The following is an 18,398-nucleotide window of genomic DNA, read 5'->3' on the forward strand; positions in this document are numbered from 1 at the left end:
AGAAGTAAAAAACCCGGTGCTCAAAAGGCAACTGGTCGGCCGCCTGCGGCACCGGGCGAGGGATCGGGTGTTACGGCAGGGCGGCGACCACCGACAGCTCGATAAGGATTTCCGGTTCGCACAGCTTGGCTTCGACGGTGGCACGGGCCGGGGCGACGCCTTTTGGCAGCCACTTGTCCCACACCGCGTTCATGCCCTGAAAGTGCGCGTCGATGTCCTTGAGGTAGATGGTCACCGAGAGCAGGCGGCTCTTGTCGGTGCCGGCCAGGTCCAGCAGGCGCTCGATGTTGGCCAGGGTCTCGCGGGTTTGCTGCTCGATCCCGGCGTTCATGTCGTCACCCACCTGGCCCGCGAGGTACACGGTGCCGTTGTGGGTAACGATCTGGCTCATGCGCTCATTGGTGAGCTGGCGCTGGACTGACATGCTTGGCAGGCTCCTGGTGTTTTCCGTAGCGAGAGATATCGAGGCCTTCGGCACTGATTTGCGGCTTCTTGCGCGCAATCAGGTCGGCCAACAGCCGACCGGAACCGCAGGCCATGGTCCAGCCCAACGTACCGTGACCGGTGTTGAGGAACAGGTTGCGGAACGGCGTGGCTCCGACAATCGGCGTACCGTCCGGGGTGGTCGGGCGCAGGCCGGTCCAGAAACTGGCTTGGCTCAGGTCGCCGCCATGAGGATAAAGGTCGTTGACGATCATCTCCAGGGTTTCGCGTCGACGCGGGTTCAGCGACAGGTCAAAACCGGCGATTTCGGCCATGCCGCCAACGCGGATGCGGTTGTCGAAACGGGTGATCGCGACCTTGTAGGTTTCGTCGAGAATGGTCGAAGTCGGCGCCATCGCCGGGTCGGTGATCGGTACCGTCAGCGAATAGCCCTTGAGCGGGTAGACCGGGGCCTTGATGCCCAGCGGTTTGAGCAGCTGCGGCGAGTAGCTGCCCAGGGCCAGCACGTAGCGGTCGGCGGTTTCCAGCTTGCCATCGATCCACACGCCGTTGATGCGGTCTCCGGCGTAGTCCAGGCGCTGAATGTCCTGGCCAAAGCGGAATTCGACACCGAGCTTGATCGCCATTTCCGCCAGGCGGGTGGTGAACAGCTGGCAGTCGCCGGTCTGGTCGTTGGGCAGGCGCAGGGCACCGGCAAGAATGTCGGTGACGTTGGCCAGGGCCGGTTCGACGCGGGCGATGCCTTCGCGGTCGAGCACTTCGTACGGCACGCCGGACTGCTCGAGGACGGCAATGTCCTTGGCGGCGTTGTCCAGTTGCGCCTGGGTGCGGAACAGTTGCGTGGTACCGAGGGTACGGCCTTCGTAGGCAATGCCGGTTTCGGCACGCAACTCGTCGAGGCAGTCACGGCTGTACTCGGACAGGCGCACCATGCGCTCCTTGTTCACCGCATAACGGCTGGCGGTGCAGTTGCGCAGCATTTGCGCCATCCACAGGTACTGGTCGATGTCGGCGGTGGCCTTGATGGCCAGGGGCGCGTGACGCTCCAGCAGCCACTTGATGGCTTTGAGCGGCACACCCGGGGCCGCCCAGGGCGAAGCGTAACCAGGCGAGACCTGGCCGGCATTGGCAAAGCTGGTTTCCATGGCGACTGCCGGTTGGCGGTCGACCACGACGACTTCAAACCCTTGCCGTGCCAGATAGTAGGCACTGGCGGTTCCGATCACACCGCTACCAAGCACCAGAACTCGCATGTTTAATACCCTCGACGCAGCGTACCGCTGACATTTGTTGTTAATGGCATAGATGCGCGCAGTATAGGAAGGTATGACCAGTGCTTTTCACTATATAAAAGCCTATATTTGGCGAGAATTCTCGGCAAGGTTGGCTTTTACGGAGGGGCATCCACTATGAGAACCCAGCACCAAAGCAAACGTGAACTGGACAAGATCGACCGCAATATCCTGCGCATCCTGCAGGCAGATGGGCGCATCTCGTTTACTGAACTGGGCGAAAAGGTCGGCCTGTCGACCACCCCCTGCACCGAGCGGGTCCGGCGCCTGGAGCGCGAAGGGATCATCATGGGCTACAACGCCCGGCTCAACCCGCAGCACCTGAAGGGCAGCCTGCTGGTGTTCGTCGAAATCAGCCTCGACTACAAGTCAGGCGACACCTTCGAGGAATTCCGACGTGCCGTGCTGAAGTTGCCGCACGTGCTCGAGTGCCACCTGGTCTCCGGCGACTTCGATTACCTGGTCAAGGCGCGGATTTCCGAGATGGCTTCCTACCGCAAGCTGCTTGGCGACATCCTGCTCAAGCTGCCGCACGTGCGCGAGTCGAAGAGCTACATCGTCATGGAAGAGGTGAAGGAAAGCCTCAACCTGCCGATTCCGGACTGAGGCTCAGACCAGCACCTGCCGGGTGCTGGCGATGTACTGGTGCACCAGCTTTTCGGCGTGTGGGTCGATCATCTCGGCCGGGGCCCGGCCATTGGGGCATGGCAGCTTGGGAGTGGTACCGAACAAGCGGCAGATCAGCGGCCGCTCTTCGTACACGGTGCAGCCGTTGGGACCCAGGTGCACGCAGTTCAGTTCCGCCAGTGCGGCTTCCTGCTCGGCGGCGCTCTTGCGCGGCAGGCGGGCCATTTCTTCCGACGAAGTGGTTACCGGCCCGCAGCAGTCGTGACAGCCCGGCACGCATTCAAAGGATGGGATCTGCTCGCGCAGGAAGCGGATCTTGTGGCTGTTGCAACTCATGGCGGCCTGCGGCAAAGAAGGGTGGCGCACTATTTTGCCCTACGGTTGCCCACCCCTGAAAGTGCAGCTTATCCTGCGTAAAATTTTCCAAACACTCAGAACCAGGACATCGCCATGAACGCCGGCGTTCAGCAGCCCGCCTCGCACACCGCTTCCTACTACGCTGCCAGCAGCGCCCCACAGGCGAATTATCCACAGCTGCAGGGCGAACTGAGCTGTGACATCTGCGTGGTGGGCGGTGGTTTTTCCGGGCTGAACACGGCGATCGAACTGGCCGAGCGCGGCCTCAACGTGATCCTGCTGGAAGCTCGCAAGATCGGCTGGGGCGCCAGCGGGCGCAATGGCGGGCAACTGATTCGTGGCGTCGGCCACGGCCTTGAGCAGTTCACCCCGATCATCGGTTGTGATGGCGTGCGCGAGCTCAAGCTGATGGGCCTGGAAGCCGTGGACATCGTCCGCGAGCGAATCGAACGCCACAGCATCGACTGCGACCTGACCTGGGGTTACTGCGACTTGGCCAACAAACCCCGCGACCTGGAGGGGTTCGCCGAGGATGCCGAAGCGCTGCGCAGTCTCGGCTATCGCCACGAGTTGCGCCTGGTGCAGCCTGAGCAGATGCACAGCGTGGTCGGCTCGGACCGCTACGTCGGCGGCCTGATCGATATGGGCTCCGGGCATCTGCACCCGCTCAACCTGGCACTGGGCGAAGCGGTCGTCGCCAGCAAGCTGGGCGTGCGCCTGTTCGAGCAATCCGCAGTGACCCGCATCGATTATGGCCCGCAGGTACGCGTACATACTGCACAAGGCTCGGTGCTCGCCAGCACCCTGGTGCTCGGCTGCAATGCCTACCTGAACGACCTGAATGCCGAGCTTGGCGGCAAGGTGCTGCCCGCCGGTAGCTACATCATCGCCACCGAACCCCTGAGCGAGGCCCGGGCCAGCCAGTTGCTGCCGCAAAACATGGCCGTGTGCGACCAGCGCGTGGCCCTGGACTACTACCGCTTGTCCGCCGATCGGCGGCTGTTGTTCGGTGGCGCCTGCCATTATTCCGGGCGCGACCCGAAAGATATCGCCGCCTACATGCGGCCGAAAATGCTCAAGGTATTCCCGCAGCTCGCTGATGTGCGTATCGACTATCAATGGGGCGGAATGATCGGCATCGGCGCCAACCGCTTGCCACAGATCGGCCGCCTACCCGACCAGCCCAACGTGTACTTCGCCCAGGCCTATTCCGGCCATGGCTTGAATGCCACTCACCTGGCCGGCAGGCTGCTCGGTGAAGCCATCAGCGGCCAGCATGGCGGGCGCTTCGACCTGTTCGCCCGGGTACCGCACATCACCTTCCCGGGCGGCAAGCACCTGCGCTCGCCGCTGCTGGCCCTGGGCATGCTCTGGCACCGCATGAAAGAGCTGGTCTAGGCACGCCAGAAAGGTTTCAAACCTTCTTCGCGCGCCTGCTCCGGGGTCAGGCCGACGTCGCGCAGTTGCGCTGCGTCCAGTTCCAGCAGCGCCCTGCGGGTATGCCAGCGATGGATCATCAGGCCCCAGCGACTGAGGCCGGTGGGCGCACTGAACAGCTGGGCGCGCTGCTCACGGCTCAGTTCTTCGGCATACAGTTTCAGGCGCACATCGCTCATGCCGCTCATTGCTTGTTACCTCCAGGGTGTGTGAACCGTGGAACAAGCATGCGCGTCAGTGCAAGACCATTACAGATCCAAAGACTGACTATTACTTCCATACAGAATTGGCACATTTCCTACTGAATGCTGTATTTTTTCCTCATCTGTATTGGTCATTTGCTGTAGCCGTCTTCCGGAGTATGCCATGACGCTGTACATCAACCTCGCCGAGCTGCTCGGCGCTCGCATCGAACAAGGCCTGTACCGTCCCGGCGATCGCTTGCCGTCGGTGCGCGCCCTGAGCATCGAGCATGGGGTCAGCCTGAGCACCGTGCAGCAGGCCTACCGCCTCCTGGAAGACAACGGCCTCGCTGCGCCGCGGCCCAAGTCTGGCTACTTCGTCCCCAATAACCGCAGCCTGCCTGCCCTGCCCGCTGTCAGCCGCCCAGCCCAGCGCCCGGTGGACATTTCCCAGTGGGAGCAGGTCATCGAGCTGATCCGCAGCGTACCGAGCAAGGACGTGGTTCAACTGGGCCGTGGCATGCCCGACATTACCAGCCCGACCCTCAAACCGCTGCTACGCAGCCTGGCCCAGCTTAGCCGTCGTCAGGACATGCCCGGCCTGTATTACGACACCATCTGCGGCACCCTGGCCCTGCGCGAGCAGATCGCCCGGCTGATGCTCGATTCCGGCTGCACGGTCAGCCCGGCCGACCTCGTGGTCACCACCGGCTGCCATGAGGCGCTATCCACCAGCATCCGCGCAGTGTGCCAACCCGGCGATATCGTGGCGGTGGATTCGCCCAGCTTTCATGGCGCCATGCAAACCCTCAAGGGCCTGGGCATGAAAGCCCTGGAAATCCCCACCGACCCCCTCACCGGGATCAGCCTCGAAGCCCTGGAACTGGCCCTGGAACAATGGCCGATCAAGCTCATCCAGATCACCCCGAACTGCAACAACCCGCTCGGCTACATCATGCCCGAGGCGCGCAAGAAGGCGTTGCTGACCCTGGCGCAACGCTTCGATGTAGCGATCCTCGAAGACGATGTGTATGGCGACCTTGCCTACACCTACCCCAGACCGCGAACCATCAAGTCCTTCGACGAGGACGGCCGGGTGCTGCTGTGCAGCTCCTTCTCCAAGACACTCGCTCCGGGCCTGCGCATTGGCTGGGCAGCCCCCGGCCGCTACCTGGAACGGGTGCTGCACATGAAGTACATCAGCACCGGCTGCACGGCGACCCAGCCACAACTGGCGATCGCCGACTTCATCGAAGGCGGCCACTACCAGCCGCACCTGCGGCGCATGCGCAGCCAGTATCAGCGTGGCCGCGACCAGATGAGCGACTGGGTGGCCCGTTACTTTCCACCAGGCACCCGCGCCAGCCGGCCCCAGGGCGGCTTCATGCTCTGGGTGGAATTGCCGGAAAGTTTCGACACGCTGCGCCTGAACCGGGCTTTACTTGGGCAGGGAGTGCAGATTGCCGTCGGCAGTATCTTCTCGGCCTCGGGCAAGTACCGTAATTGCCTGCGCATGAACTTTGCCGCACGCCCCTGCACCGAGATCGAAGCGGCAGTGCGCAAGGTTGGCGAGACCGCCATTCGTCTACTGGCCCAGGAACACAGTGACGGGTAACTTTTCACCGCCGCTCGCGGTCCATATCCATACGCCCAGTTGTAACAGGACGAATTTTCTTGAGAAGCCAGCGAGTGCTGCCACTACTGCTGTCGCTATTGCTCGGCCTGAATGGCTGCGCCAGTGTCAGCCAGCCACGGGAAGTCAGCCAGGCCCTACCGGCCAGCGACTCGGCATTCGGCCGCTCAGTACAGCGCCAGGCCTCGGCCTACGACGGGCGCTCCGGGTTTCGCCTGCTGCCCAACAGCAATGAAGCCTTCCGCGCCCGCGCCGAACTGATCCGCAACGCCCAATCGAGCATCGACCTGCAGTACTACATCGTCCATGACGGCCTCAGCACGCGTGCCCTGGTGCATGAGTTGCTACAAGCGGCCGACCGCGGTGTACGGGTGCGCATCCTGCTCGATGACACCACCAGTGACGGCCTCGACGAATTGATGGGCACCCTGGCTGCACATCCGAACATCCAGATACGTGTATTCAACCCCTTGCACCTGGGCCGCAGCACTGGCGCGACCCGGGCCATGGGCCGCCTGTTCAACCTGTCGTTGCAGCATCGGCGCATGCACAACAAGCTGTGGCTGGTGGACAACAGCATGGCCATCGTCGGCGGGCGCAACCTGGGCGATGAGTATTTCGATGCCGAACCCAACCTGAACTTCACCGACATCGACCTGCTCGGCGTCGGCCCAGTGGCCGAACAGCTGGGGCATAGCTTCGATCAGTACTGGAACAGTGCCCTGAGCAAGCCGATCGGCGACTTCCTGCTCAGCCATCCCGACGCTGGCGACCTACGTGACAGCCGCCAACGCCTGGAGGCTTCACTGGCCGAGGCGCGGATCAAACGCAAGGCCCAGTACGAGCGGCTGATGGCCTATCAGACTCGACCGCGCCTGGATGTCTGGCGCAACGAGCTGATCTGGGCCCACAACCAGGCGCTCTGGGACGCGCCAAGCAAGGTCCTGGCCCGCGATGAGCCCGACCCGCAGCTGCTGATGACTCAACAGTTGGCGCCTGACCTGAACAATGTGCAGCATGAGTTGATCCTGGTCTCGGCCTACTTCGTGCCCCGCGAGTCAGGCCTGCTGTACCTGACCAGCCGCGCCGACAACGGCGTCTCGGTCAAGCTGCTGACCAACTCCCTGGAAGCGACCGATGTGCCCGCCGTGCATGGTGGCTACGCACCGTATCGCAAGGCGCTGCTCGAGCACGGTGTCCATCTGTACGAATTGCGCCGCCAGCCTGGCGAGCCGAGCTCACGTCGGGCCATGCGCTTTCATAGCAGCTCCGACTCCAGCCTGCACAGCAAGGCTATCGTCTTCGATCGCAAAAAGACCTTCATCGGTTCATTCAACTTCGATCCCCGCTCGCTGCTGTGGAACACCGAAGTCGGGGTGCTGGTCGACAGCCCGGAGCTGGCCGAGTACACCCGCGAGCTGGCGGCCCAGGGCATGGCCCCGGCCCTCAGCTATCAGCTGCAACTGATCGACGGCCAATTGGTCTGGGTTACCGAAGACAATCATCGCCTGCACACCCTGACCACCGAGCCCGGCGGGCTGTGGCGGCGCTTCAACGCCTGGATCAGCAAGGCCGTGGGCCTGGAGAAGATGCTCTAGACCGGCGCCGGCTCGAAGGCGTCGGGGCGCCTTGCCAGCAGCACCAGACCGAATGCCCCTGCCGCCATGAACAGCGGCAGCGCATGGCCACTGATCCACTGGCTGCCCGCCCCTGCCGCCAGCGGCCCGATCAGGCAGCCGATGCCCCACAGCTGCGCAACGTGGGCATTGGCGCGTACCAGTGCATCATCGCGGTAACGCTCGCCGATCAGCACCAGCGACAAGGTGAACAGGCCACCGGCACTGGCGCCGAACAGCACCCACAGCGGCCAGATCAACGGCGTTTGCAGCAGCAACGGTATCGCCAGGCTGGAGCCCAGTAGCATCACCGCACAGCCGCTGAACAGCGTACGCCTGGACATACGGTCGGCCAGCGCGCCAATCGGTAGCTGCAGCAGCGCATCACCGACCACGACGGTGCTGACCATGAACAGGGCGATTTCCGTGGTGAAGCCTTGCTGCAGGCAGTAGACCGGCAGCAAGGTCAGAATCATGGCCTCGAAGGCAGCAAACAGCGCGATGGCCCAGGCAATCACCGGCAGGCGCCGGCAGAAGCCGAACAGATCAGTAAAGGTCACGCTGCAGGACTCGGCACTGGGTGCACCATCGCGGCCGAGCAGCACCAGCGGCGCGGCAATCAGCAGGCCGGCTCCGATCCAGAAACCCAGGTCATCTTCCGAGCCCACCACGCCGAGCAACAACGGCCCGGCCAGCTGACTCAAGGCATAGCTGCTGCCGTATAGCGCCACCAGACGTCCGCGCCACTGCTCGACCACCAGTTGGTTGATCCAGCTTTCACCAAGGATGAAGACGATGGTGAGGATCACCCCGATCAGCAAACGCAGGGCCAGCCACAACGGATAGCTGGGCAGCAGTGCCAGCAAACCAATGGAAAACGCCCCGGCCCACAGGCACAAGCGCATCAACCCCGGCGTACCGAAGCGTGCGGCCAGACGGCTGGACAGACTGGCACCGACCAGCACGCCGATGGCCGGCATCGCCGCCATCACGCCAATGGCAAAACTGCCGTAGCCCCAGCCTTCCAGGCGCAACGACACCAGCGGCATGCTGACGCCCAAGGCCAGGCCGACACTGAGCACGGCCGCCAGCACGGCGAAATAGGTTCCCCAGCGCACGCTGTCTTCCTCCAGAAACAATCGCGGGACAAGCCCGCTCCCACACTGTGGGAGCGGGCTTGTCCCGCGATAAGGGCACCCAGGACTTACAGTTTGATCCAGGTGGCTTTCAGCTCGGTGTACTTGTCCAGCGCATGCAGCGACTTGTCGCGGCCGTTGCCCGACTGCTTGAAACCGCCGAACGGTGCGGTCATGTCGCCGCCATCGTACTGGTTGACCCACACGCTGCCGGCGCGCAGGGCCTTGGCGGTCAGGTGCGCCTTGGAGATGTCAGCGGTCCACACACCGGCAGCCAGGCCGTACGGGGTGTCGTTGGCGATGTTGATCGCCTCCTCGACGCTGTCGAAGGTAATGACCGACAGTACCGGGCCGAAGATCTCTTCCTGGGCGATTTTCATGGCGTTGCTGACGCCGTCGAAAATCGTCGGCTCGACGTAGGTGCCACCGGTTTCCTCGAGGATCCGCTTGCCGCCCACCAGCAGCTTGGCGCCATCGCTGTGGCCGGCTTCGATGTAGGACAGCACAGTGTTCATCTGCTGGGTATCGACCAGGGCACCCACGGTGGTGGCTGGGTCCAGTGGGTTGCCCGGCTTCCAGGCCTTGAGCGCTTCAAGCACCAACGGCAGGAACTTGTCCTTGATCGAGCGCTCGACCAGCAGGCGCGAACCTGCGGTGCAGACTTCGCCCTGGTTGAAGGCGATGGCGCTGGCAGCAGCTTCGGCGGCGGCGTTGAGGTCCGGAGCGTCGGCGAAGACGATGTTCGGGCTCTTGCCACCGGCTTCAAGCCAGACCCGCTTCATGTTCGACTCACCGGCATAGATCATCAGTTGCTTGGCGATCTTGGTCGAACCGGTGAACACCAGAGTATCGACATCCATGTGCAGGGCCAGGGCCTTGCCGACGGTGTGGCCATAACCTGGCAGCACGTTGAGCACACCGGCCGGGATACCGGCCTCGATCGCCAGCTGGGCGATGCGGATGGCGGTCAGTGGCGATTTTTCCGAAGGCTTGAGCACCACCGAGTTACCGGTGGCCAGGGCCGGGCCGAGTTTCCAGCAGGCCATCAGCAGCGGGAAGTTCCACGGCACGATGGCGGCAACTACACCCACCGGCTCGCGCGTCACCAGACCCAGTTGATTGTGCGGGGTGGCGGCGACTTCGTCGTAGATCTTGTCGATCGCTTCACCGTTCCAGCTCAAGGCCTGGGCGGCACCCGGTACGTCGATGTTCAGCGAGTCGCTGATCGGCTTACCCATGTCCAGGGTTTCCAGCAGGGCCAGCTCTTCGACGTTCTTCTTGAGCAGGCCGGCGAAACGAATCATGGTGGCCTTGCGTTTGGCCGGAGCCAGGCGCGACCAGACGCCAGAGGCAAACGTGGCGCGGGCATTTTCTACCGCGCGCTTGGCATCGGCCTCGTCGCAGCTGGCGATCTGCGCCAGGAGGCGTCCGTCGACCGGGCTGAGGCACTCGAACGTGGCGCCGGAAACGGCCGCGGTGTATTCACCATTGATGAAGGCACGGCCTTCGATCTTCAATTGCTGGGCACGCTGTTCCCAGTCCGCACGAGTCAGGGTGGTCATACGAAACTCCTCCTCTTGTTAAGGTGCAGTGCCGCACGAGGGCTTGGGGGCACTGGCGAAAATTCTGGCTGGGCGACACAGGCGCACAGGCACCTGTCACCCTAAACCACCGGCACCCTAATTTTCAATATATTTGACATAATCACATCAAACACCTACTGATGTTCATTTTATTAAACAACAAAAGGGGCCCGACCATGAGCATTAACCAAATCATCGACTTTGCCCAGGTGCTGACCGAGGCGGAACGTTACCGCCCCGCGGCGGAAAAGGTACTCAAGGGCGACCCCGAGCAGGCGGTCTTCAACCATTACTCCAGCCCCTGCGCACAGTTTCATGCAGGCGTCTGGGAAGGGGCGGTCGGGCAGTGGACCGTCAATTACACCGAACACGAGTATTGCGAAATCGTACAAGGGGTATCGGTGCTGCGTGATGAGGCGGGCGAGGCGAAAACCCTGCGCGCTGGCGACCGCTTCGTGATTCCGGCGGGCTTCAAGGGCACCTGGGAAGTGCTGGAGCCGTGCCGCAAGATCTATGTGATGTTCGAGCAAAAATAGATAACTACCGCTCGAGCAGGGCTTGCCCAACAGAGCATGGCGTTGCCCAACCGGGCATTCAATCACGAAGGAAGCAACGTCATGACCAATGAAGAAGCCCTGCAACAGATCGATCACCTTATCGGTAGCCGCTATGTGACCAGCGTCAAGGCCTACGTCAGCGAGCTGACCGGTCGTGACCGCGTCGTCGGCATCGATGAACGCTCGACTCGCGAGTATGATCCAGAGCGGATTCAGATCGAGGGGGATGCGGACGGCAGGATTAAAGCGTTCGCCTTCAACTGATCGACGGCCGGGTTTAGGCCCGGGTGCAGAAAAAGCAGCATAAAAAAAGGGCCCGTATCCAGAGATACGGGCCCTTTTTTCGTCAGCCGGATCAATTACTTGATCTTGGCTTCCTTGTAGATCACGTGCTTGCGAACAACCGGATCGAATTTTTTGATTTCGATTTTGTCCGGAGTGGTGCGCTTGTTCTTGTCGGTGGTGTAGAAGTGGCCGGTATTAGCGGTCGACACCAGACGGATCAATTCACGCATGATTCTCTCCCTTAGACCTTAGCGCCGTTACGGCGAATGTCGACCAGAACGGCATCAATGCCGCGCTTGTCGATGATGCGCATGCCTTTGGCAGATACGCGCAGACGCACGAAACGCTTCTCGGACTCGACCCAGAAGCGATGATGCTGCAGGTTCGGCAGGAAACGACGACGGGTTTTGTTGTTTGCGTGGGAAATGTTATTCCCGGTTACCGGACCCTTACCGGTAACTTGACAGACTCTCGACATGCCTCAGCCCTCTAAAACCACATGCCCAACCCGGCATGGGTTGGCCGCTTAATCTCTCAGTCTTTGGCGCCAGGCGCCGTGTTTCTTCAGGGTCTTATCGACTCGGTCAGCAGATGCGACAAGCCGAGCCCCTAGAAAAGAGCGCTGCTTTATACCAGAAAGACCAGAGCACAACAACAGAAGATGTGCTTTGACTTGCTGTTCGACACGCCGGAGCAGCATAACCACTGGCCCGGCAAGCTGTCGACCGCTCGTCGCTCGATCGGCAAAAAAGGATATGGTCATTTGCGCCCCAGCGCACTAGGGTAGGACTTTTCCAGACTGCACTGGCAGATGGGCCACCGATCAGCCAAGGAATCCCCATGCGCGCTGCCGTTCTACCCCTGTTGTTCGCCACCCTGCTCGGCCCGGCTTTCGCCCAGGCGGCTGCGCTGAGCGTGTGCACCGAAGCCAGCCCCGAAGGCTTTGACGTGGTCCAGTACAACTCGCTGAGTACCACCAATGCCTCGGCCGACGTGCTGATGAACCGCCTGGTCGAGTTCGACGCGCGCCAGGGCCAGGTAGTGCCGAGCCTGGCCGAAAGCTGGACGGTATCGCCGGACGGCCTTATCTACGAGTTCAAGCTGCGTCCGGGGGTGAAATTCCACAGCACCGGCTACTTCAAGCCCAATCGCACGCTGGACGCCGACGACGTGCTGTTCAGCTTCCAGCGCATGCTCTACCCCGCCCATTCCTGGCACAAGATCGCCCAGAGCGGTTACCCGCACGCCCAATCGTTGCAACTGCCAAGCCTGATCAAGCAGATCGAGGCCCCAGACCCGCTGACCGTGCGCTTTACCCTCGACCACCCCGACGCCACTTTCCTGGCCACGCTGAGCATGGGCTTTGCTTCGATCTACTCCGCCGAGTACGCCGACCAACTGCTCAAGGCCGGCACTCCGGAGAAGCTCAACAGCCAGCCAATCGGCACCGGGCCGTTCGTCTTCAATCGCTTTCAGAAGGATGCCGTGATCCGCTACCGGGCAAACGCTGATTACTTTGCCGGCAAACCGGGTGTCGACCCGTTGATCTTCGCCATCACCCCCGACGCCAACGTGCGCCTGCAAAAACTCAAGCGCAACGAGTGCCAGATCGCCCTGTCGCCAAAACCGCTGGATATCGCCGCGGCCAGCGAGGATCCGACCCTGAAGGTAGAAAAGACCGAAGCCTTCATGACCGCGTTCGTCGCCATCAATAGCCAGCATGCACCACTGGACAAGCCGGAGGTACGCCAGGCCATCAACCTCGCGTTCGACAAGACCAGCTACCTCAAGGCGGTGTTCGAAGACACCGCGGTGGCTGCCAATGGCCCCTACCCGCCCAATACCTGGAGCTACGCCAAGGACCTGCCCGGCTATCCGGCCAACCTCGACAAAGCCCGGGCACTGTTGGCCAAGGCCGGCCTCAAGGACGGCTTCAGCACCACCATCTGGACCCGCCCGCAAGGCAGCCTGCTCAATCCCAACCCGAGCCTGGGCGCACAATTGCTGCAGGCGGACCTGGGCAAGATCGGCATCAAGGCCGAGATCCGCGTGATTGAATGGGGTGAGCTTATTCGCCGGGCCAAGGCGGGTGAGCATGACTTGCTGTTCATGGGCTGGGCCGGGGATAACGGCGACCCGGACAACTTCCTCAGCCCGCAGTTTTCCTGCGCGGCGGTCAAGTCCGGCACCAACTTCGCACGCTTTTGCGACCAGCGCCTCGATCAGTTGATCAGCGCCGGCAAGACCACCAACGACCAGAGCGTGCGCAGCCGCCTGTACCAACAGGCGCAGACGCTGATTCAGCAACAGGCCTTGTGGCTGCCCCTGGCCCACCCGACCGCCGCCGTGCTGGCGCGCAAGGATGTCCAGGGTTACCAGGTCAGCCCGTTCGGTCGCCAGGACTTCGCCGGGGTCAGCACCTCGCGCTAGAGCCAGCCGTGCTCGGCCATCGACAGCGGCTCGCCGTCGCCGATGACGAAGTGGTCGAGCACGCGCACTTCGATCATGTCCAGCGCCTTGGTTAGGCGCCGGGTCAGGACCAGGTCGGCATCGCTAGGCTCGCTCACGCCTGAAGGATGGTTGTGGCAGAGGATCAACGCCGCGGCGTTATGTGCCAGGGCGCGCTTGATCACCTGCCGGGGATAGACGCTGGCGCTGTTGATCGAGCCCTGAAACAACGCCTCGAAGGCCAGCACCCGGTGCTTGCTGTCGAGAAACAGGCAACCGAAAACCTCATGCGGCTCGTGGCGCAGGCGCGCCTTGAGGTAGTCCTTGACCGCCTGGGGGCTCTGCAGGGCTGAATCGCGCCGCAGGCCCTCGGCCAGGTGGCGCCGGGACATTTCCAGCACGGCCTGCAATTGGGCGAACTTTGCCGGGCCCAGGCCGAGCTCGCCATTGAAGCTGCGGCTGTCTGCCTCCAGCAGCCCGCGCAGGCTGCCGAAGCGCCCGAGCAGATGCCTGGCAAGGTCGACCGCGCTACGCCCACGCACTCCGGTGCGCAAAAAAATCGCCAGCAGCTCGGCATCCGACAGGTTGCCCGCCCCCGACTCCAGCAGTTTTTCCCGCGGCCGCTCCGCCGCAGGCCAATCCCTGATACTCATGACAATTCCCTCTGTCTTTCGGTTACTGCTCCCGGTTTGAGCCCTGTGCTACATTAGCCGCTCATTTTTACGCGACGAACCGGCCTGGGGAGGCGTCGTCGCCGCGTGTAATCACTGAGCAAAAGGCAAGCCTATGCAGCGGCTGTATCGGAAGCGCATCGTTCTCGGCGTCGGCGGCGGCATCGCCGCCTACAAGAGTGCCGAGCTGGTTCGCCGACTCCTGGAACACGGCGCCCAAGTGCGCGTCGTCATGACCCGTGGCGGGGCCGAATTCATCACCCCGCTGACCATGCAGGCCCTGTCCGGCCACCCGGTGCACATGGACCTATTGGACCCTGCTGCCGAAGCGGCGATGGGCCATATCGAGCTGGCCAAGTGGGCCGACCTGGTGCTGATTGCCCCAGCCACCGCCGACCTGCTCGCGCGCCTGGCCCAGGGTGTCGCCGACGATCTGCTGACCACCCTGGTGCTGGCTACCGATGCCACCGTGGCCGTGGCCCCGGCGATGAACCAGGCGATGTGGCGCGACCCGGCCACCCAGGCCAACCTTGAGCTGCTGCAAAGTCGTGATATCCAGGTGTTCGGCCCGGCCTCCGGCAGCCAGGCCTGTGGCGATGTGGGCCTGGGCCGCATGCTCGAAGCCACTGACCTGGCCTGGTGCGCCGCCGAGACCTTCAAGCGCGAGTCGCTGACCGGCAAACACGTGCTGATCACTGCCGGCCCGACCCAGGAAAACATCGACCCGGTGCGCTACATCACCAACCACAGCTCGGGGAAAATGGGCTTTGCCCTGGCTGAAGCCGCCGTGGAAGCTGGCGCCAAGGTGACGCTGGTGACCGGCCCGGTGAACCTGCCGACACCCGATCGCGTCACCCGCATCGACGTGGTCAGCGCCCGCGACATGCTCGCCGCCTGTGAAGCCGCCATCCCCTGCGATGTGTTCATCGCCTCGGCAGCAGTCGCAGACTACCGCCCAGAAGTGGTGGCCCCGCAAAAACTCAAGAAAGACCCTACGACAGGTGACGGCCTGCTGCTGCAGATGGTCCGCAACCCGGACATTCTCGCCAGCATCTCCACCCGTCCTGACCGCCCGTTCAGCGTCGGCTTTGCCGCCGAGACCGAACACTTGCTCGATTACGCCGCGCGCAAGCTCAAGGACAAGAACCTCGACCTGATTGTCGCCAACGATGTGGCCAACCCCAGCATCGGCTTCAACAGCGAGGAGAACGCCTGCAGCGTCATCGACCGTCAACTTCACGCAACAGTTTTCGCGCAGACCAGCAAGGGCAAGATTGCCCGCCAGCTGGTAGCCTTCATTGCCGAACGTCTTAACCAGGTTTAACTTCGCATGCACGCTCTACAAGCCAAGATTCTCGATCCACGCATCGGCAGCGAGTTCCCGCTGCCGCAGTACGCCACCCCAGGCTCGGCCGGTCTCGACCTGCGCGCCATGCTCAAGCAAGACACCGTCCTCGAGCCAGGCCAGACCCTGCTGATCCCTACCGGCCTGTCGGTGTACATCGGCGATCCGGGCCTGGCGGCACTGATCCTGCCGCGCTCGGGCCTTGGCCATAAACATGGCATCGTCCTCGGCAACCTGGTCGGCCTGATCGACTCCGACTACCAAGGCGAGCTGATGGTCTCGTGCTGGAACCGCGGCCAGACCCCATTCACCATCGCCATCGGCGAGCGCATCGCGCAGCTGGTGCTGGTACCAGTGGTACAGGCGCACTTCGATATCGTCGAAACCTTCGACGAAAGCCAGCGTGGCGCTGGCGGCTTCGGTCATTCCGGTAGCCATTGAGGCACTTCCAGCAGGTGCTGCCGGGGCTACTGATTGCCCTGGCTGGCCTGCTTGCGGGCGTACTACTGACTTGGTTCACCGCAGTGCTGCCTGGCCAGCGTGACCACCGTAACAACCTGGCTTACGCCCAGGCCGGTGCACTCGTATCGCACCTGGACGCCTCGATCATTGGCGTCACCCGCGAGGTGGACGCCCTGATCAGAAGCCCGATGGTACTGGCATTGGTACAGTCACCTGACCCACAAAAGCTGCTCGGCGCATTCGCCCACCTCGACGGCCTGGTGGCGGCACAGTTGCTCAAACCTGGACAGGCCGCCTCGAGCCCACCCATGAGCGAGCCCGTGCTCGACATGGTCCGGCGCGCCGAGCGCGGCGTAGCGCCTGCCCTTGAAGCCTATCCTGAGGCTGGACAGCAACGGGTTTACAGCGTCACCGCACTGCGTGAGTCCGCTGACGCCCCCGTACAAGCCATTCTAGTGCTCACATTCGCGCTCTCACGCTTCACTGACCCACTGCAGCGCGATGCGGGTACGCTTGGTCAGATGCGACTGACACAATTGGTGTTCAACGACCCACCCGTCGAGCTTTTCAGCCACGGCCACAGCCAGGCGCCGGCACTGCACCAGCTGGGTACTGCCAACGCCACCTGGGCCTTGGGGTTTCAGCCCGGCCCCTTGATCGAGAACGCCTCGGCATTCAGGCTCAACCCCTGGTTGCTGCTCGCCGCCTTTCTGGCGTTAACCGGCCTGGTCGGCGGCTTATGGTTAACCGCCAGACGGTCCAAGAATGGAGCGGTAAACAACAGCTGAATGCAGACAGAACAAACTGTATCCGCGAACTCTGTCGCGAAAATGCCGTCAAAGGCGGACATATTGACTCGCGCAGTGGCTGCCGCTGACGCATTCAGCAACCCTTTCAGATTGGAGTTTCCCAGGTGACCAGCATGGAACGAGTGACCCCGAACCTTCCCGCCAGCATCTTTCGCGCCTACGATATCCGTGGCGTGGTCGGTGACACCCTGACCGCCGAGACCGCCTACTGGATCGGCCGCGCCATCGGCGCCCAGACTCTGGCCCAGGGTGAGCCGAACATCTCGGTCGGCCGCGACGGGCGCCTGTCAGGGCCAATGCTGGTCGAGCAACTGATCAAGGGCCTGGTCGAAGCCGGCTGCAAGGTCAGTGACGTTGGCCTGGTACCGACCCCCGCCCTGTACTACGCCGCCAACGTACTGGCCGGCAAGTCCGGGGTGATGCTCACCGGCAGCCACAACCCGCCGAACTACAACGGCTTCAAGATCGTCATCGCCGGCGACACCCTGGCCAACGAGCAGATCCAGGCACTGTTGACCCGCCTGCAAACCAACGACCTGAGCCGCGGCGAAGGCAGCGTCGAGAAAGTCGAAATCCTCGAGCGCTATTTCAAGCAGATCACCGGCGATATCAAGCTGGCGAAGAAGCTCAAGGTGGTGGTGGACTGCGGCAACGGCGCGGCTGGTGTGATTGCCCCGCAGCTGATCGAAGCCCTGGGCTGCGAAATGATCCCGCTGTTCTGCGAGGTCGATGGCAACTTCCCCAACCACCACCCGGACCCGGGCAAGCCTGAGAACCTGGTCGACCTGATCGCCAAGGTCAAGGCAACCGGCGCCGACCTGGGCCTGGCCTTCGATGGCGATGGTGACCGCGTCGGCGTGGTCACCAACACCGGCAACATCGTTTACCCCGACCGCCTGCTGATGCTGTTCGCCCAGGACGTGCTGGAGCGCAATCCGGGTGCCGAGATCATCTTCGACGTCAAATGCACCCGCCGCCTGACCCCGCTGATCGAGCAATACGGCGGCCGCGCGCTAATGTGGAAGACCGGTCACTCGTTGATCAAGAAGAAGATGAAGCAGACCGGCGCCCTGCTCGCCGGAGAGATGAGCGGCCACATCTTCATCAAGGAACGCTGGTATGGTTTTGACGACGGCATCTACAGCGCTGCGCGCCTGCTGGAGATCCTCAGCAAGGCCAAAAACGATGCTGAACAGCTGTTTGCTGCGTTCCCAAACGATATTTCCACGCCGGAAATCAATATTGATGTGACCGACGAGGGTAAATTCAGCATCATTGATGCACTGCAACGCGACGCCGACTGGGGCGACAACGCCAACCTGACCACCATCGATGGTGTACGGGTCGACTACCCCCACGGCTGGGGCCTGGTTCGCGCCTCCAACACCACGCCGGTGCTGGTATTGCGCTTCGAGGCCGACAATGACGCCGAACTGCAGCGTATCCAAGAGGTATTCCGCGCCCAGCTGAAGCGCGTTGCCCCTGACCTGCAACCCAAGTTCTGACCGACTATC

19 protein-coding genes and 1 pseudogene are annotated in these 18,398 nt (G+C 62.6%); 11 read left to right on the top strand and 9 right to left on the bottom strand.

Going from position 1 to position 18,398, the window contains the following annotated elements:
* Positions 1-70: 70 nt before the first annotated feature.
* Positions 71-424 carry a RidA family protein gene (locus tag PspR32_RS25425; protein ID WP_010225843.1) on the bottom strand — a complete coding sequence of 118 codons (354 nt, stop codon included), beginning with the start codon at positions 422-424 and terminating at the stop codon, positions 71-73.
* The gene (gene dadA / locus PspR32_RS25430) at positions 396-1,697 is read right to left on the bottom strand and encodes a D-amino acid dehydrogenase (protein WP_010225845.1); all 1,302 of its coding nucleotides are present in this window, start codon (positions 1,695-1,697) and stop codon (positions 396-398) included. Before dadA ends, PspR32_RS25425 begins: the two co-directional genes overlap by 29 nt.
* 156 nt (positions 1,698-1,853) lie before the next feature.
* Between dadA and dadR the strand changes: the two genes are divergently transcribed.
* A complete protein-coding gene (gene dadR, locus PspR32_RS25435; protein WP_008366790.1) occupies positions 1,854-2,342 on the top strand; it encodes a transcriptional regulator DadR in 489 nt (162 codons plus the stop codon).
* Positions 2,343-2,345: 3 nt separating this feature from the next.
* On the opposite strand, the gene PspR32_RS25440 is transcribed toward dadR, so the two are convergent.
* Positions 2,346-2,699, bottom strand: coding sequence for a YkgJ family cysteine cluster protein (locus PspR32_RS25440; RefSeq protein ID WP_010225850.1), 354 nt, complete (start codon positions 2,697-2,699; stop codon positions 2,346-2,348).
* A gap of 114 nt (positions 2,700-2,813) precedes the next feature.
* Between PspR32_RS25440 and PspR32_RS25445 the strand changes: the two genes are divergently transcribed.
* On the top strand, positions 2,814-4,118 hold the full coding sequence (locus PspR32_RS25445) for an NAD(P)/FAD-dependent oxidoreductase (protein ID WP_159389327.1): 1,305 nt from the start codon (positions 2,814-2,816) through the stop codon (positions 4,116-4,118).
* Here PspR32_RS25445 and PspR32_RS25450 read toward each other — a convergent pair.
* Complete coding sequence (locus tag PspR32_RS25450; RefSeq protein WP_010225855.1) at positions 4,115-4,345, bottom strand: DUF1127 domain-containing protein; 231 nt, start codon at positions 4,343-4,345, stop codon at positions 4,115-4,117. The genes PspR32_RS25445 and PspR32_RS25450 overlap by 4 nt on opposite strands.
* A 178-nt stretch (positions 4,346-4,523) precedes the next feature.
* Here PspR32_RS25450 and PspR32_RS25455 point away from each other — a divergent pair, with 178 nt between their 5' ends.
* Positions 4,524-5,954, top strand: a complete 1,431-nt coding sequence (locus tag PspR32_RS25455) for an aminotransferase-like domain-containing protein (protein ID WP_036995226.1) — start codon at positions 4,524-4,526, stop codon at positions 5,952-5,954.
* A gap of 59 nt (positions 5,955-6,013) precedes the next feature.
* Positions 6,014-7,570 (top strand): phospholipase D family protein, encoded by a 1,557-nt coding sequence (locus PspR32_RS25460; protein ID WP_026001470.1) that lies wholly within the window; start codon positions 6,014-6,016, stop codon positions 7,568-7,570.
* Here PspR32_RS25460 and PspR32_RS25465 read toward each other — a convergent pair.
* Complete coding sequence (locus tag PspR32_RS25465; protein WP_036995228.1) at positions 7,567-8,706, bottom strand: MFS transporter; 1,140 nt, start codon at positions 8,704-8,706, stop codon at positions 7,567-7,569. The genes PspR32_RS25460 and PspR32_RS25465 overlap by 4 nt on opposite strands.
* 86 nt (positions 8,707-8,792) lie before the next feature.
* On the bottom strand, positions 8,793-10,286 hold the full coding sequence (locus tag PspR32_RS25470) for an aldehyde dehydrogenase (RefSeq protein WP_010225864.1): 1,494 nt from the start codon (positions 10,284-10,286) through the stop codon (positions 8,793-8,795).
* 197 nt (positions 10,287-10,483) lie between these two features.
* On the opposite strand from PspR32_RS25470, the gene PspR32_RS25475 reads away from it, so the two are divergent.
* Both PspR32_RS25475 and PspR32_RS25480 read left to right on the top strand, forming a co-directional pair.
* Positions 10,484-10,843, top strand: coding sequence for a cupin domain-containing protein (locus tag PspR32_RS25475; protein ID WP_010225865.1), 360 nt, complete (start codon positions 10,484-10,486; stop codon positions 10,841-10,843).
* Positions 10,844-10,924: 81 nt separating this feature from the next.
* The gene (locus PspR32_RS25480) at positions 10,925-11,128 is read left to right on the top strand and encodes a hypothetical protein (protein ID WP_036995231.1); all 204 of its coding nucleotides are present in this window, start codon (positions 10,925-10,927) and stop codon (positions 11,126-11,128) included.
* 95 nt (positions 11,129-11,223) lie between these two features.
* Here PspR32_RS25480 and rpmG read toward each other — a convergent pair whose 3' ends face one another.
* Complete coding sequence (rpmG, locus tag PspR32_RS25485; protein ID WP_010225867.1) at positions 11,224-11,379, bottom strand: 50S ribosomal protein L33; 156 nt, start codon at positions 11,377-11,379, stop codon at positions 11,224-11,226.
* A gap of 11 nt (positions 11,380-11,390) precedes the next feature.
* Positions 11,391-11,627, bottom strand: coding sequence for a 50S ribosomal protein L28 (rpmB, locus tag PspR32_RS25490; RefSeq protein WP_010225868.1), 237 nt, complete (start codon positions 11,625-11,627; stop codon positions 11,391-11,393).
* Between the two features lie 362 nt (positions 11,628-11,989).
* Between rpmB and PspR32_RS25495 the strand changes: the two genes are divergently transcribed.
* Positions 11,990-13,579, top strand: a complete 1,590-nt coding sequence (locus PspR32_RS25495; protein ID WP_100781862.1) for an ABC transporter substrate-binding protein — start codon at positions 11,990-11,992, stop codon at positions 13,577-13,579.
* Here the strand turns inward: PspR32_RS25495 and radC are convergent.
* On the bottom strand, positions 13,576-14,250 hold the full coding sequence (gene radC, locus PspR32_RS25500; RefSeq protein ID WP_010225870.1) for a RadC family protein: 675 nt from the start codon (positions 14,248-14,250) through the stop codon (positions 13,576-13,578). The genes PspR32_RS25495 and radC overlap by 4 nt on opposite strands.
* Before the next feature lie 133 nt (positions 14,251-14,383).
* Between radC and coaBC the strand changes: the two genes are divergently transcribed.
* The 4 genes and pseudogenes from coaBC to PspR32_RS25520 form a co-directional block, all read left to right on the top strand.
* A complete protein-coding gene (gene coaBC / locus PspR32_RS25505) occupies positions 14,384-15,592 on the top strand; it encodes a bifunctional phosphopantothenoylcysteine decarboxylase/phosphopantothenate--cysteine ligase CoaBC (RefSeq protein WP_010225871.1) in 1,209 nt (402 codons plus the stop codon).
* Positions 15,593-15,598: 6 nt separating this feature from the next.
* On the top strand, positions 15,599-16,054 hold the full coding sequence (gene dut, locus PspR32_RS25510) for a dUTP diphosphatase (protein WP_010225872.1): 456 nt from the start codon (positions 15,599-15,601) through the stop codon (positions 16,052-16,054).
* Positions 16,051-16,863, top strand: a complete 813-nt coding sequence (locus PspR32_RS25515; protein WP_159389328.1) for a hypothetical protein — start codon at positions 16,051-16,053, stop codon at positions 16,861-16,863. The genes dut and PspR32_RS25515 overlap by 4 nt, the downstream gene beginning before the upstream one ends.
* Positions 16,864-17,012: 149 nt before the next feature.
* Positions 17,013-18,389 (top strand): annotated as a pseudogene (locus PspR32_RS25520) (phosphomannomutase/phosphoglucomutase); the annotation flags it as partial.
* Between the last annotated feature and the right edge of the window lie 9 nt (positions 18,390-18,398).

It is taken from the genome of Pseudomonas sp. R32 (assembly GCF_009866705.1).
Classification (GTDB): domain Bacteria; phylum Pseudomonadota; class Gammaproteobacteria; order Pseudomonadales; family Pseudomonadaceae; genus Aquipseudomonas; species Aquipseudomonas donghuensis.